We start from the raw sequence: 15,748 nt of genomic DNA on the forward strand, positions 1-15,748 counted from the left end.
TGTAATGTAGAGCTGAGAGATAAATTGAGAATTTATCTCTCAGCAAATATTAAATGAGTATTAGATGTTAATTTCAAATTACTAACCGGAGGTTTTCCCATGAAATTCCATCAATTACTTCTATTTTTTACCTTCTGTAGTTTATTGTCAGTGTCTTTAGCAAGTTATTCTCAACAGGGTGCCAACCAGGATAGCAGAGCGTACCCAAAGCCATTAACACTTGAAAATATAAGCGAAAAAGACAAAAAGAACCCTGCGAAAGTTCCAGAAACTTTAGCAAATACCTTTTTAAGTGAACTCATTGGAGGATACCAAAAAAAGGAATATACCAAAGAAGAGATTTCACAAGCTGTACAATTACTTACGAATTTAACGTGTATCCAGTATAGTCGATTACGACAAATTGAGAAAGATAATCCTGCCACACCTATGTGGAAGGTGAAAGCTGTGTGGTTCGGGCCTTATGGACATACTGCGGAGGATTTTCTCCAACTTAAGGCATCAACTAAAGATTTAGCTACTGGATATGCAATGTGCTCCATATGGAATATGAAAGATGTTCCGTTGGATAGGTTTTCCGGATTTCATGTTGAATTAGTAAATGATAATGCTGCCAGTGAGGAATGAAGTATGAAAATTCATTGTGTTTTAACTATGTTATTAATGATGGTATCTGTGGGAAATGTTCATGCCTTTGAATGCAAAGATCATTTACTGCTAGGATTACCTGGAGAATCAGATCAAACGCTTTGTCGTATTGGATATGCCGTAGGTTACAATTATGAACATCAGACCCCCGATTGGGTTGCATATAAATTAACTCGCAACTCTGTTACAACTGATGCTGTCAAAAGGCAAAATTGGTTTAGAGCCGACAATGATATTCCTAAAGAATTTCAAGCTAATCTCAATGATTACAAAGGCAGTGGATATGATAGAGGCCATTTAGCTCCTGCAGCATCTATGGATTTTTCTTATGCGGCTATGAAGGAAAGTTTTCTTCTGACGAATATAGTCCCACAAAAGCCGGGCTTTAATCGTTATGACCTAGGTAAATACGGCGTCTGGGGCGCACTCGAGGACTACGTAAGAAAATGGGCAATACGTAGAGGAGAAGTATTTGTAGTAACAGGACCTGTGTATAAAGAGACTATCGACATCATTGGTGACGGTATAGAAGTCCCAAGTCACTATTTTAAGATCATCTATGATGCTGAATATAAAGCATCTATAGCTTTTCTAATACCACATGTTGAAAACACAGCTGTAAGGCTCCCCAAATATATTACTTCTATCGATTGTATAGAGTCACTCACTGGACTAGACGTTCTTAATGCAATAAATGATGCAGACGAAAATGATATTGAGAATGGCGTGGCTTATGATTTCCAATACTGGTCTATGCGAGACGGTGATGCCGATGAGGGAAGTTGCTCAAATAAAAAATTGCTAGTACGGGAATAAGCAAATAGTATGTATCAGCTTCCCTCTGTAAAGCTTGGCGAATGGGAGCCTCTTCCCGAACCAGGCTGGGAAAAACAGCCATTAACTTTTTTGTCCGAAATAGATTTAGTAGCAATCTGTAACAACTTCATTCACCAACATGTAAATCTTTATGATCAACCTAGTCGTATCGTTGATTCATATAGATCTTATCTTATACAAGCGTTCAAGGATCTTGATTGTTTAGTTGGGAGACTTAAAGATCGCCACTTAGATCCATCAGAGCAAATAAACTATATAATCGATAGCTCGCTTGCGCGCGCGCAGCCATGGCGGTTTACAAGCTACTTGATTTCTTCGGTTCATGCCCAGTTGGATATTGGCCAAATCTCTAATCTTCGTGGAAAGCAATTGTGGAACTATCTAAAACCAATGGTCGATAGATCTTTTGAGCGTGGAAATCTATACAAAATAGAAAAATATACTAGAGCCGCTCATGTCTTACTTGATATATCTTTTGATATAGGTTGGGACTCAAAATTCTCAAAATCGTCGCAGCTCAAAGCATTAGAAGGTATGGGGGCGAACCCTCAACGCGCAGCAACTCTTAGAGAGTTGGGATTGTATTTAGCAAGAAATTTTTGGAAGAGAGAATTTTATTCTGGAGCTAAACAAATTTTATATATTGGTTTCCCAGACCTTCCCGAAGTGATTCATCGTTTGTCTAAAGAGCAAATTGAAAAAATTCTATTTGAGATGGAGCCAAAAAAAGCTGTACAACTCTTATTTGTAGAGGAGACAGCCAAGATCTCCAAGAATATAAGCTGTAATCAAATTGTTGAAGGGGCTATGAGAATTCTAAACGGAAAGTGATTGCTTTATATATGTGGCGATTATGATTTGTCACGCAGAAGTTTGTTGAATCATATTTTTATCCGTTTAAAGCTAAGAATATCAGTAATTCGAACTTCGGAGATTCACAAATGGTTGGCACTAAAAATACTCAAAACTCACGAGAGATAGATATTTCTTTGGATGGTTATAAGGAAGCATATAAGTCGATAGTTCAGCTCCGTTCTGAATTTGGGAAAAAGAAAGGGTATGTTCGCAAAAAGGAACCCGATGAGCAAGCGTACCATAAGGTTAAACCAGTATTCGGAGAGTTTCGTCCAAGTGACCGGTCTTTTATGGAGAAGAATACCAATAGAGGTAAGGGGGCTGATGTCAGACTACCAGATGGCTCAACTGTACATATAGAAAATCAGGCTCAGCTTTTTGATAAAATTGTTTACTTTAACAAAGAGCGGGGTGCTTTCTATGATGAACGTCTTATTGAAAAAGATAATCCAAAGGATTACAAGAGACTTATTGAGTTAAATGCAAAACTCGATGCCGCAAAAGAAGCTGTAATTAACTCTCATGAAGACAGAGGTAAAGCATTTAAAGCTATTAGTTCATTAGAGAAAAGAATAAAGTCTGATTTTGATTCACTAAAGAAACAAACTAAAGAAACAGGAAAAAGTAACAATAAATCTAGCTCAATTGACGATATTGAAAAAAAACCAGTTTCGCAGAGTGAAAGCAATGACAAATCTTTTTCCGTGAAAAATCCTGACACCATTGATGATTCTGTAAAACCAGAAGTTAAAAAAGAAAATATGGAAATGGAAGAACTTCCTATTTGTAAAGTGGCTCTTAGTGATGAAGCGCCACTTAGTTGGGTGCGTGAACAAGAAGAGAAAACAAAATCACATATGCAACATATGTTGGTTCTCTCGTTCTTACAGGAAGATAGATTTTCTGCTGAAAGGGCACATTTCTACAATGAGGTTCATAAGCGCTTCGGTCGGCGAATTGAAAATGAGAGTGATGCCGAGTCATATATAGCTACACTGATGAATTCTCAACAAAGTGATTCAATATTGCGGGACACTGCCCCTGGTGCTGTAGCTGCCACTAGAAACTATATTGATAATATAGACATAAAGAGCAGTTTTTCTTTTGCTGGTTACCCTTTTGAACGAGTTACACCTGAATTTCAGCAGGCGATTCAAATAGCTGAGGCCTATTCTAATAGGATTGGCGGTGATGAAGGGCATCGCTCATTCATGCTCTCTCTAAAGGAGCACAAGGATAGCTTTTTAAGGGGAATTGGAGATCCAAGGATCAGCCTAGCGATATCTGGTTCTTTACTTGGCATGGGCGCTCTGGTTGGTACAGGCCCTGTCGGTATGGCAATTGGGGGGTTGACTTTTGCTAATAAACTTCTTGGTACTGAGAAAGGTAAAGATTTTCAGCAATGCTTATATCAGTCCTCTGTAAACTTCTTGGAGAAGATCGGTATTAAACCGGAAATATGCGATTCGGTCAGTAACTCGATACAAGGCTTATGGGAAAAGTCTATTGGCAGCAAGTGGGGTAAAGTTGCTCTATACGGTACCGTAGCTCTAGCGGCTGTTTCATTCGGTCCTTCGGCCTTAGAGTTAAACTCTGCTGTAGCAGGCCCAGAAGTTATGCCAGCCGATTTATCTGAATTCAACTCAGATTCTAAGGTGACAGAAAGTATCCCTGGCACAACAACTGCGACAGAAGGTCCGAAACTCATTGTAGAAGCTCCTGACGAACAAGAGGGTATCTCAGAATTAGAGCAAAAGTTAAGCGGTAATCCAGACCCCATCCTTGAAATAGCTTATGAAGTGAAGGAGGGTGATACACTTTGGAATATAGCTAAAGATGCTTTCATTCAAGGTAATCCAAATGCTATGCCGACTGATACTCAAATAATAAACATGGTAAATGAAATTGCAGAGCATAATGAAATAAGCAACCCTAATATGATTTATTCAGGGAAAACCCTTCACATTCCAAGCAATCTAAATCCATCTTCAGAAATTGTGATTGGGCCAATTGACTGGTTGCAGGAAAAAGCTGCTATTAGCAAATGTGAAAGTCGCCTTGAAGGTCTAAGTGACCGTACAGAAGATTGGAGAGAGAGTAATAAGGCAGATTCAGAAGTCACTACAGCCCGCAGTTTAATGAAAGTGTAGTAGATCAGCCCTGGTAAGTACTGGGCAGATAGATAACTACCTGCAGGTTATATCAGGTAAAGATGGAATGATGAGTGTTGTGCACGCAAATAAAATTGTTGATCTTTCAAAACTACGTTTTCCAGAGTACTGCTATGAATAATGGGACTCAGCTAATTACGAAAAAAAAAATTTTACGTCTTGCGGTTAAAGGAATCTATTTTCATCAAATAAAGGCAAAGGAGAAGAAGGAGGAATATCGACTTTATAACGAATACTGGATTAAACGGCTAGAAGGTAAAGCCTTTGATGAAATTCATATTACGCTAGGTTATCCGAGGTCAGGTGACATTGAGCGAACCTTAATCCGTCCCTGGAGAGGCTTTAGAAAAAAAGTTATCAGTCATAAGCATTTTGGTATTCAGAAGGTTCAAGTTTTCGCAATCATCGTTAATTGAGTTCACCCCGCGCCTTTACTTGTAAATATCTATAATAGAGTTCTGGCGCTTTTTTGATCATTTATCTCGTTTCAATTGATTCCCCCCCAGAGGCGAATAGTATGCACAGTTCAAGATCCTCCATTCTACACCCCTGAATTCCTAGGAAGGTATCATGGCCGGACTACCCCTTGTTCGTGCCACTCCTCCTCTTACTGATTAACCCTTTTCGCACTCCTTAAGACCCATACGCCACGAATAATATACCGAGCTAAATTCAACCATCTTTCCACTTAATGCTTTTCTGAGCGCGCTAGCGCGCGAGGAAACCTTTTGCGCGCGCGTGTTTAGGGCCTGCGCCAGGGCTTAAATGTGGCACGTAAAAGAAGCCTGGAAGCAAAGACAGGGACAACAAACCATGATACCTTCCTAGGAATATAGGCTAAAGCTGCCGTACCGGTATAGGTAATCACGTAGAGGTTTCTAATCGCAGTTATTAAAGGTTATCCAGTGGGTAATGTATCGGTTGAATTTCCTTCAGAATCGACGAACTAGATGATGATGATACATTTTAGATAGTTGGGTACCAGGTTAAAAATGAAAGGAGAATTGATGATGGATGGGTGTGAATATCAGGATGTCTACGGCCTAAATCCGCTGTATCAGGAGGTAAAAAGGAGCTTCGAACTTCTAAAGGACTCCGTAATGACTGATGTGAAAGAAGGTTATTCAGCTCTTATCCATCGTCCTGCGGCCATATCTCTTCGTCCGGATGTACGAGAAACTCATCCCTGGGTTATTGGTAAATCAGGGGTATCACATGACATGCCAGACCATGAAGTCGCTCTTCAAGGTATAACTGATATCTGGTTCGATGACGATAGGAAGGATGCACGTCTTACCTATGAGTATCCCGGCCTCGTTATTTGTTCTGAGTCATCTCTTCAGAGCGTCAAGGAAGTAAATAAAGCTAAGGAAGCATTTCGTAGACGAGTTATTAAACTGAGAAAAAAATATAGAGAACTATCCGAGGAGGAGATCTCTAGCAACCTTTTTAATCATACTAGTGATAAGGAAGATTCTTCGAGAAGACATCGAGAGGGAGAATGGGCTCACCTCAAACACATTAAAACTCTATTCCGTAAAGCTCAAATTGGCAGAATCTGCCTCAAACATATGTATAGACCAATTCCTTTGATAGAGCATCCCGAAGTACAAAGGACTAAGCACTATCGAAAGATCATTCCCCCCAAACGTGTAAGAACTATTAAACAGCAGAGGGTTATATTTGAGAATCAGTTGAAGAATTTTCCCTCTCAAAAACTTGCAAATGCAGTCGCATATTTAGAGAAGCTTCCTGATGAGCTTAAGATTTTTGAAACTCAACCATGTAGTGAAGTGATCACTGTTAACTACAAGATTCCAGCACGACCTGGTTGTAGATACTACGGTTGGGGCAACCAGGTTACCGGTGTTCTCCCTGTATTTTGTCTTGGATCTCCAGATGTAGATATACAGGAGATGGTTGACTTTAGTAAGCTGGAAACAACTTATGAAGAACGAGAGTCAAATTTACATAAAAAGGAGAGCTCTAGAAGTAAACTACTTGGTGATCCAATAATTCCTGGATTTCGACTCTATACCGCACCAAGAAAATAGTATTTATTTGGGAGTATTCATTTACCCTCTTTATGTGCTGCTTTACTGCGTGTTACTTATTTTTTTTTACAAAAGTGTACTTTTTTATTGCTTAGGCTTTGTATCATTCATATGTTGGAACCACTCCCAACTAATTGGTACCAAAGGCCATACAGCGACATGAAAAACATCCTCGCTTTTATTCTCTTGCCACTATTAGCAACCAATAGCCTGGCTAAGGAACACTACGTTGACCTCCGAGATGTGAACTTTAAAGGTAAGGTCGTTGAAGTTTCATCGCCCAATATCTTTAAAATTGAAACCACTCAATATGGCTCCCAGCGCCACTTTTGGATTGAGTTGATCAATGTCGATTTTGGCGTTGTGGCAGGTAAGAAATGTCAGCACAGAACATTAGCTGGCAAGATAGGGGACTACGTAACGCCAAGCTTCATTAAGACTGACTCCAAATTGCAGCAGTCATGTAAATATATGGATGACTTGTTGCACGAAAAGCTAATCCAAGCCGAAATTACGGACTGGAGCCAACCGATCTTGAAAGGTTACTTATTTTATGATGCAGTAAACGTAAATAATGAGCTTATTGCTAACGGATTATATCGAGTTGATTATAAGCAAACCCGCGATGCAAACTTGGCAATTCTGGAAAGACACGCCCGCTGTCAAAGGTTAGGAATCTGGAAATCTAAATTGGGTATTCCAGAAGAAGACATGAAATGTCAGAATTGACAGAGATAGAACATAAAAATGGGTACACCATATCGAGTTTCATTACTAGCTATGATGCATCCAGAATGTACATATATTGATGGGCCTATAGAAAAACTTGAAATTGAAATTGCAAACTTAAAAGGACTGTTGATATATCGCTCCCGACTGCATATTTACTGGCTAGGAATGTTTGTAGCTGTCGCCCTTTATACAACTCTTATTTATTGTCAAACCCCCGCTTATGCCGCTTTAATAGCGGCTTTTTTTTCGTTATTACTCACTCATTTAACTGCAATTAGTCAACTTGGAACATGGCTTACACATGAAATTAGCCATTGCTCTGGTTTAAAGCACTATCATAGAAAAATAGAAACACTGCATAGCCAGATAGCAGCTCTTTATGGTCCAGCCAAGAGATATCAAGAACAGTTGGAACCTGGAGGTTTCCCTGGATTCTTAGCCGTATATGCGGATATTTTATGCCGGACGGAGTTCCCATGTGAAATCGCACTTCCACAAAGATATGCCTGTATTAAATATTCCACTAAAGGAAGAGGCAAAAAAATATCAATTAGATTATATGGAAAATTTTTAGAGTCTTTGAAGTCATTCGATCTGGAGTCAGCTCTAAGTGTCGAGACATTCCTTGGAGTAGATATTATCCAAGCATCTACACGGTCATCGGTGGCTCTGCAGTGTGCCTATTTGATCTCTTTGCATACCTGCCAAAAAATAAATCAAATAAAGCCAAACGTTCTCAGTCAAATTCAGACTATTGGAAAAAATGCATGGCATTTATCAAGTGCTACTAGGCTATCAACTCACTGGTCGCACCTGCAAGACAATTTATTAAATAGTGCTGGTCATGTTTTTACTGATTTCCAAGTGTCTAGGCCTTCATCTACATTTAAGAAAATTGCAACAGATTATTTGGACCTGGTGAAGTATACAAAACAAAACAAACAAAAATATAATAGTAACTTCCCCAGTGAATTAACGTATTTGGAGAAAGATAATGCACACTCGATGGTTTAAAAGTGTTATTTGTATGAAATATACCTCCGCACAAACGGTATCTCAAAACACTTGGGAGCCTCAACTAAAGAAACTAAGACATCGCGAAATTAAACCCTCCCAACGTGAGTCTATAGGGTTCTCTGCTGTATTTGGATATTTATCACCTAACATGATGAGTCACGAGATACAGAATTATCTTTTTTTGTCTCTAACAATAGAGGAAAAAAAACTACAAAAAAATAAGTTAAGGAGAGCTATAGCTCTAAAAACTAAAGAATTTGCAAGTAAAGAAGGAAAGAAACAAGAAGAAATAACTAAAGAGGAGCATGGGCAGATAAAGGATTTCGTAGAGACTGAAATGCTTAAAGGTATTGCTCCTGATGAATACTACATCAATGCATTTATAGATACACAAAATAAGCTCTTATTTGTTGATGTAAGTAGCATATCTAAAGTGGAGCGTTTAGTTGAATGGTTAAATAGAATTGATAGCGAATTTATAGTTAGACCATTCTTTGATTCTTCACTTGAAATTTACTTGACAAGCTGGCTGTACAAACCAACTGAACAAATGCCACGTAGTTTGCAGATGGATCACGAAGCCACTTTAAAGCACGATAATAAATCTAAAGCTGTTTTTAGCAATCAAGACCTTGAAAGTGATGAGTTAATCACTCTCCTTAACCATGACAAACGTGTTATGGAACTTGCGCTCGTCCGAGATGGAAGATTGAAGTTCAAGCTGAAATCTGACGGATCAATTAGAAAGCTAAAACCGACAGATATATTAAAGGGTGAAATCGAACGCGCTGAAAATCCCACTTCAATGATTCAAGATATTGAGGCTGACTGGATTATGATGACGAATGAATTAACTCAACTGTATCAGTGGTTCGAGGGTATCTTCGATGTTAACAACCCATCCGCCCCTGGATCAGATTCAAATAATGAAAGCAGGGAGGAGGCTGCACACTCTCAGATCACCTCTACCAAGAAGGTAGAAGAGGATAGCGCTGCTGAACTAGATACACTCAATTTCAGTTAAATATAAACAAGAGGAAAAGTCATGAGAACAAGATCATCTAAGGCCGTCGATAATAGCCCGCTAACAAAAGGTCAATTTAGTCGTCTAGAATGGTATTTAAAACGACAGCAAAAAAATGAACACCAAAAAAGGCGCCCAGTTCCTATATATTCGGTGGATGATAAAATTGATCAGAATTTGAAAGTACGAGGCCTACTTACGGACGCTTCATGGGCCTGTGTTCGGGTCACTCCAGATGGTATAAAAGCTGTAGGGCAAGGAATCCCTTGCTGACAAAAATATAGATCTAAGCTAGGTTTAGTTTGTAATGACCTTTTATAAATAAAATCACCTTATCTATCTCCTTAATAGATTGTAGATAGATAAGGTGGTGTTTAACATAAGCCATGGCTCTTCTTCATAGCGCACGTACGTTGAGCGTTATGGATCTGCTTACAAATCACATCAGACTTAGGTGGCGTCTCACCTGGATCTACCGTATTCATCATTTTCAATATTATTTCACTTGAAATCTCGGTGCAGGAACGAATCCAAGCATCAAAACTGGTAGCATTTTGCATTTCAGTACTTCCTGTACCCCATTCAAATTGAGTTCTTATTCTAACTATATCGGGGTCATCATTAGGAATTACTGGAACACAACCCAACCAGCCTATTGTTTGGACTCTACCTTGTTCAAGAACGTTAGACATAGCTGGTTCCTCATAGGACATAGGATGGCTGTGAATCCTGATCGTAACATGTTACGCTTCAAAAGCAAGAAAATGCACAAAACTATATTTTTGACTAGGGCTAATTGCTTGATGAATCTAAAATCGCCTATACCTAAGTGATATATGCAAAAGTAAAGCCTCATGAAAGAAAATGACAATGAAGATACTCATGGATTATCTTTACCAAGACCTGAGAAAATAATCTCTGATGGAGAAGCAGGTGTCGGCATTGGTGCATTAGTCGGGGCTGAAAGGTGTTGTATATCTACTGGTGGATATGCGCCTTCGGATTACAAAACAGAAAATGGATCTCAGCCAATTTTACAATCTCGCTTTGGCTTGATTGCCCACCCATCCGCTAACGATCTCACTCGAACCCGTGAAAATATTGCAATGTCTGATGCTGTAGTACTTTTTTTAACACAAGCAGATAACACAAAATCTGAACTTACCATTGAAACATGTAACGATCTACAAAAACCATGGCGCATTTTATATCTGGGTACAAATAATATAAGTGAAATTTTTAGAGCATTTATTCGATCAACAAACTCCAAAGTATTAAACGTCTCTGGTAGTCGTGAATCAGTTTCACCTGGCATAGCGAAACAAGTTGCTAATATATTAGTACAAACATTTAATTCACAGAAAATATAAGAAAAATATTTAATTAATATGGGATTATGTTATGGCTAAATCTAAGCCAGAGCAAGCTAAACAACGGACAAGAGTAAAGTCTCGAGCACGAATGAAAAAATCTAGAGGGAATCTAAGAAGTGAAGGAGGTAGTATTATTTCTGGAGGGCTTAACAAGTTAGAGACCGAAGCTTTAGATAAAATCATTACCTGGAGGCGCTTATCTGATTCTAAGGCTACTAAGATCGGATCTATAAGTTGGGCCATTCAGTTTGCTGCAAATGCTTTAAGAGAAAAAGGAGAAATTGAGTGAATACTAAATTTAAGATTATATTTGGGACTAGTATAATATCCCTCTGTATGACAGCTTATATTACGTTTATGGGAACCGCTGCTAATCGTGCTTCTGCTATTGCAGTTCATGAATTCTCTCAGCAAGCTATCGACAATTGGTATTATGTAGCTACCAACTTGGAAAGTCCTCTGGAAAATACTAAAGCTGGTGATTTATCACCACTCATACCCGAGCAACATGCTGCACTAGATTTGGTAATTTATGGATATGAAATTATAGCACCTGAGTACCAAGATTTTTATAGGGCGCTCGATATGCCAAGAATGGTTGAAAAGCTTCATATCGGAATTAATGATAAAGGTCAACTCCAATACAATGTCGGTGGCGTTCAGCTAATTAGCATAGAGAGTCAAGGTATAGATAGTAGGGGCGGGGCGGCTTTCTATCTTGATACGCCTTTTCAGTTAATCGATCAGGCGAGCAGGCTATATGATGGTGTACCAGCAAAAGATAATGCTGATGGGGAGGGTGTTGTGCGGTATGACCGCCTCAACGACGGCCGTTATGTGATGGGAATGTTCTTAGACTACACTCAGCCACCTGGCTGAGTGATTTTCTCTGGAGCACTGCTATTATCTTGTTTCTCTATCTGTGCTTTATAATTCTTGAGAATTGCAGATTTTGCTTTATCAAATTCAATATTTAGGCGCTCTTCAGCGTAATCTAGGGCTTCTTTTTTATCTTCGGTCCCTAATATGTCATCAATATACTGATCAGCATTTCTTAAAGTCGAAGAAAACCATTTCATACTACTATCAAATGCTGCATCAAATACACTTTGCTTTGTAGACCAGTAGTCTACACGCCATCTTCCTTCTACGGGTACCACTACTGTGCGCATCGGGACACTAATTATTTTACCGTCACGTAACAGCTGAATTGTAGTTTGAATGAAGTAATAGCCGTTTTGTTGGTCAACTTCCCCTAGAAGAGCCGTATCCTTATCACTGTAACCTCTTATACCGATTTCAAGTGAATCACCTTTTACCATAAATTGCTTAGCATCATTCGGGTTTGTACTTAAAGCTGCCGTCCAAAAGGACCTCGCAATGGATACTGGATCATTCTCATTTAATACTCTATTACAGCCATTTAAGAGTGCCACCATGGCAATCGCAATTACACAAAAGAGAGTGGACTTACCCATAGTTATTTCCTGTCAAAGTTAATTACTGGAGTAATATTCCAACCGGGGTGTCAGTTGTAGCAATATTTAAATGTCGAAAAGTGAAATTTCCCTTCTCGTTAAGTCAATTTTTATTGTAAATTCCCGAAAATCGCATAAGTGCCCGCATCGATGGTTTTTCAGACTTAAAAGCCTCGGCAATTGCCTCGTTTGTCCTTTTGAGTTCTCTAGTCAGAAGTTCACGCTTTAAGCTGAGCTCACCTAATTCCGTGGGTTCGAATCTTGCCTCGCAAATTTGGCGTAACATGCCAATATGAACTAGCTTCAGCGCGCTATCTCGATAGCAAGCAATGATTTCTTGAGATTCAACAATATCGCTTTCTTCCGCGTGTACCAACGCCGTTAGAATAGCGATCTGGGTTCCGGAAAGCTTATGCAACCCAACTCTCCTCTTGATCTAAATAGGCCTTTATGGTGCCGCTGGTAGCCGCTAAATGAAAGCAAAAACCGGTTGTAATCAAATGTTTTAGTGCGTGACGCTCAAATCCTTGACTACATGTTGTCACTTATGATTGATTTGCACTTCCACGAAAAGCATCACACTTGTGGTGTGAGTAAGGCCACAAGTAGTGACAACGATGATCGTGGTAGGGATCGCCTTTAGGCTGTTGGCTGGAATTATCCCCGATAGGTATAGTTACTTGACACGTATTAGACTGGCTTTAAGCCTAATCACATTGACAAGCTTTTTGCTGGCCGGAGTTCCGGTTACTCAAGCAGGCACCTCTATATCACTATCAAAATCTACAAGCATCAATGCTCAGGAGCTACAAAGCTATTTGAGCTATCAGACTAATCACCCCCAGGCTTTAGTTCCATTGGAGGACTTTTTAAATACCAACAGCTGGCTAGAGTACAGTGCAGCTCCAAATAGGTTTTCGAAAGACAGCATCATATGGCTTAGACTCAAGCTAAGCGTCGACTCAATTCCTCAGAACATAATCCTGGCGATAGAGGACCGATTAGTAGCTAAAGTCGACTTATATTTACTCAAAGGCAGGGAAGAGACTCTTAACGATAACCTAGGTGCTACAGTGCCAATAGGACAACGGCCTAATCAAACGAGCAGTTTAGCTCAACATCTCATTTTTAATGAAGCCGGAAACTACACACTGCTCTTAAAAGTCCCAGGTAGAGATGCTCATCGTGTCGCTACTAGGCTTTCACTTTGGAACGCTACAAACTATTTTGCAGATAAACATAGTTCACAGTCTTTTCATAAAGGCTGGCAAATTGGTGTTTTAACTCTTCTGAGCTTAATGCAAATATTGGCGCTCATTATATATAGGCGTACACTCTGGGCCTATTGCTCCTTTTTTACGATCTCCGCGCTCCTTATTGTTTTATTTCGAGAGGGTAGTTTCTTTGATTGGTTAGGATGGCATAGTAACTGGTGGGTCATAAAAGGGTTTTGGTTATCTACCGTAGCTCTCTATGTGTTTGGTATCTTAATTGCCCGGCAAATTCTTTGCATTGAGCGACAACTTATGTCCTCTGGACAGGGTAGGGGACTTGCTGCGATTGCCGCTATAAATGCTTTGGGTTTTGCTCCACTTCTACTCGCTGATGCCAATGGTGCAAGCAAGATCGGCTGGGCTCTGACTACAATAAACCTTACAACCTTTATCTTCATTTTGCTCATCGGAGGTAAAAAGCTCCAACTCGGAATATCAGCAAAGATAGGTTCAGGAATAGCTTGGGGGTTATTTGTACTATCCTGTGCCTTCATGCTAATTAGCTCACTTCATACCAGCATCATATCGCCAAGTGTAGCTCTGAATCTCATGGTAATTGGAGTAATCACCACCTCAATATGGTTATACCTATTTACAGTATCTGAAACCATCCGGAAGCATGGAAGATCACTCAGGGCACAAAAACAACTTACCGGTCACCTTACCTGGGTATCTCACCTTACCGATGAAGCACGGACATCACTGAATCTCGTAGTTGGTACTGCTGATTTGTTGTATGGTCAATTAAAGCCACATCAACAAGAGCACGCGGCAATCATCCGCCGAGAAGCTAAACGCCTTAAACATCTTGCTAATAATATTCAAGACCTAACAGTATTAGACGGGTACCGAACTCAGGCGGAAAGCACCTCCGTCCGCTTTGATAGCATGTTGGCTGAATTGAAGAAAACCGCACTGACTCCATTTACAATTCGATACGACCGAGGCACACCCTTTGCCTGGATAGGTGATGCTTCGCGATGGAGCCATACACTTGATACATTACTGGATTGTTCCTTGTCCACAAACAGTATTCTCGACATCAATGTAGTAGTAAAAGTTGAGAGGGACATAGATACCTCACCCCCAATACTAGGTATGCATTGGATATCGACATCAGTCCTTGAGTATTCGCCTGAGGTTCTAGAACTTCACAATATAAGAAAATCACTATCCGGGAACAAAGCTGAAAAGTTATTTGGACTGCAGCTAGCACTGTTCTTCTGCAAATCCTTCATTGAGTCACAAAATGGTAGTTTCCAAATTACTTTGTCACCTAATAAGAAGAGCCTACAATTTGATTTGAGCTGGCCGATTCATGTTGATACCTCAGAGCAAGCAAGATTTGAGAGTGCATTACAGCAGCTAAATCAACTAACAGTTGCTATAGATAAAGATTCCAACTCTGATCTCATCAAATACCTTAGAGAAGAGTTAACTTATGTAATCAATCCTCCAGAAAACAAAAGTAATATTAAGCCTGATCTCTACATAACTGACAACTTGCAAAGAAAACCATTACAGCTCAAGCCATGCCATATAGCAGTGGTTGACATGCCTCTTGAATTATTAAATAAGTTTCCCAATACCATCAGATTAGATTCGTATAGCTCGCCTAGTGACACAGTACATCATCTAGTATCAAGAATAGTTGGAGAGCAAATAAAGCTCGTCGATCATAATTGTGAGATAAGGGCTCTTGTTGTTGAGGATGACAGAGAATCCAGACGAATAATTGGGAAACTACTTTCTAATTTGGGCGTGGAAGTGCACTACGCCGTGGATGGCCTGCAAGGACTAGAACTTGCAAACAAAGAACTGTTTGACGTGATTTTTGTTGATTGCGGGATCCCCCTTATAACCTGTATTACCCTTATCGGGCATGTACATAAATCAAGCGACTGTCCAAATAATCAGACTCCCTTAGTTGCTGTAACACCCCATCGCACTTGTGCTAATGGGGAAAGGCTTAGTAATGCAGGAGCAAGCGACATCATACATAAACCAGTAAGCTCTAAGTCCATTGAAAGCGTAATCTCGAAGATTAAGAAGAGCTCCACCAAAGCAAAAATGCTTGATTAGCTGGCATTCAGTTATGAGGCAGCAGATCGACGATAGTGCGTTCGCAACGAATGAAGGCCCAATTGCCTCGAACAAGATGCTCCTCGGTGAAGGCGTTGGAGGTGTAGTCAAGCTTCCCTAATATCTTCGCCGAAGCGTTGTAGCAGGTAGCCACAGTCGCACTGGGTGCTACCAGATTCGTGCTTGACAAACTATTTCAGAGA

General features: G+C 39.8%; 16 protein-coding genes. 13 read left to right on the forward strand and 3 right to left on the reverse strand.

What is annotated here, in order from left to right:
- Positions 1-99 precede the first annotated feature (99 nt).
- The 9 genes from ACCI49_RS00715 to ACCI49_RS00755 all read left to right on the forward strand — a co-directional run bounded on the left by ACCI49_RS00715 (position 100) and on the right by ACCI49_RS00755 (position 9,338).
- Complete coding sequence (locus tag ACCI49_RS00715) at positions 100-627, forward strand: hypothetical protein (RefSeq protein ID WP_371837046.1); 528 nt, start codon at positions 100-102, stop codon at positions 625-627.
- 3 nt (positions 628-630) lie between these two features.
- Positions 631-1,464 (forward strand): DNA/RNA non-specific endonuclease, encoded by an 834-nt coding sequence (locus ACCI49_RS00720; protein WP_371837047.1) that lies wholly within the window; start codon positions 631-633, stop codon positions 1,462-1,464.
- 9 nt (positions 1,465-1,473) lie between these two features.
- On the forward strand, positions 1,474-2,316 hold the full coding sequence (locus ACCI49_RS00725) for a hypothetical protein (RefSeq protein WP_371837048.1): 843 nt from the start codon (positions 1,474-1,476) through the stop codon (positions 2,314-2,316).
- Positions 2,317-2,426: 110 nt separating this feature from the next.
- On the forward strand, positions 2,427-4,490 hold the full coding sequence (locus ACCI49_RS00730; RefSeq protein WP_371837049.1) for a LysM peptidoglycan-binding domain-containing protein: 2,064 nt from the start codon (positions 2,427-2,429) through the stop codon (positions 4,488-4,490).
- Positions 4,491-4,624: 134 nt separating this feature from the next.
- Complete coding sequence (locus tag ACCI49_RS00735) at positions 4,625-4,927, forward strand: ASCH domain-containing protein (RefSeq protein ID WP_371837050.1); 303 nt, start codon at positions 4,625-4,627, stop codon at positions 4,925-4,927.
- A gap of 576 nt (positions 4,928-5,503) precedes the next feature.
- Positions 5,504-6,565 (forward strand): hypothetical protein, encoded by a 1,062-nt coding sequence (locus ACCI49_RS00740; protein WP_371837051.1) that lies wholly within the window; start codon positions 5,504-5,506, stop codon positions 6,563-6,565.
- Positions 6,566-6,724: 159 nt separating this feature from the next.
- Positions 6,725-7,294, forward strand: a complete 570-nt coding sequence (locus tag ACCI49_RS00745) for a thermonuclease family protein (protein WP_371837052.1) — start codon at positions 6,725-6,727, stop codon at positions 7,292-7,294.
- Positions 7,295-7,312: 18 nt separating this feature from the next.
- Complete coding sequence (locus ACCI49_RS00750) at positions 7,313-8,311, forward strand: hypothetical protein (RefSeq protein ID WP_371837053.1); 999 nt, start codon at positions 7,313-7,315, stop codon at positions 8,309-8,311.
- Between the two features lie 13 nt (positions 8,312-8,324).
- Complete coding sequence (locus ACCI49_RS00755) at positions 8,325-9,338, forward strand: recombination-associated protein RdgC (RefSeq protein ID WP_371837054.1); 1,014 nt, start codon at positions 8,325-8,327, stop codon at positions 9,336-9,338.
- A gap of 374 nt (positions 9,339-9,712) precedes the next feature.
- On the opposite strand, the gene ACCI49_RS00760 is transcribed toward ACCI49_RS00755, so the two are convergent.
- Positions 9,713-10,030 (reverse strand): hypothetical protein, encoded by a 318-nt coding sequence (locus tag ACCI49_RS00760; RefSeq protein ID WP_371837055.1) that lies wholly within the window; start codon positions 10,028-10,030, stop codon positions 9,713-9,715.
- 162 nt (positions 10,031-10,192) lie between these two features.
- On the opposite strand from ACCI49_RS00760, the gene ACCI49_RS00765 reads away from it, so the two are divergent.
- The 3 genes from ACCI49_RS00765 to ACCI49_RS00775 are packed head-to-tail and all read left to right on the forward strand — an operon-like array spanning position 10,193 to position 11,590.
- On the forward strand, positions 10,193-10,708 hold the full coding sequence (locus ACCI49_RS00765; protein WP_371837056.1) for a YpsA SLOG family protein: 516 nt from the start codon (positions 10,193-10,195) through the stop codon (positions 10,706-10,708).
- Between the two features lie 31 nt (positions 10,709-10,739).
- On the forward strand, positions 10,740-11,000 hold the full coding sequence (locus ACCI49_RS00770) for a hypothetical protein (protein WP_371837057.1): 261 nt from the start codon (positions 10,740-10,742) through the stop codon (positions 10,998-11,000).
- Complete coding sequence (locus tag ACCI49_RS00775; RefSeq protein ID WP_371837058.1) at positions 10,997-11,590, forward strand: hypothetical protein; 594 nt, start codon at positions 10,997-10,999, stop codon at positions 11,588-11,590. Before ACCI49_RS00770 ends, ACCI49_RS00775 begins: the two co-directional genes overlap by 4 nt.
- Here the strand turns inward: ACCI49_RS00775 and ACCI49_RS00780 are convergent.
- On the reverse strand, positions 11,575-12,189 hold the full coding sequence (locus ACCI49_RS00780) for a hypothetical protein (RefSeq protein WP_371837059.1): 615 nt from the start codon (positions 12,187-12,189) through the stop codon (positions 11,575-11,577). The two genes, ACCI49_RS00775 and ACCI49_RS00780, sit on opposite strands and share 16 nt — an antisense overlap.
- Before the next feature lie 103 nt (positions 12,190-12,292).
- Positions 12,293-12,607, reverse strand: coding sequence for a hypothetical protein (locus ACCI49_RS00785; RefSeq protein WP_371837060.1), 315 nt, complete (start codon positions 12,605-12,607; stop codon positions 12,293-12,295).
- Positions 12,608-12,806: 199 nt separating this feature from the next.
- On the opposite strand from ACCI49_RS00785, the gene ACCI49_RS00790 reads away from it, so the two are divergent.
- The gene (locus tag ACCI49_RS00790; protein WP_371837168.1) at positions 12,807-15,545 is read left to right on the forward strand and encodes a response regulator; all 2,739 of its coding nucleotides are present in this window, start codon (positions 12,807-12,809) and stop codon (positions 15,543-15,545) included.
- Positions 15,546-15,748: the final 203 nt, after the last annotated feature.

This window comes from Microbulbifer epialgicus (assembly GCF_041447265.1).
In the GTDB taxonomy this organism is placed as follows: domain Bacteria; phylum Pseudomonadota; class Gammaproteobacteria; order Pseudomonadales; family Cellvibrionaceae; genus Microbulbifer; species Microbulbifer epialgicus.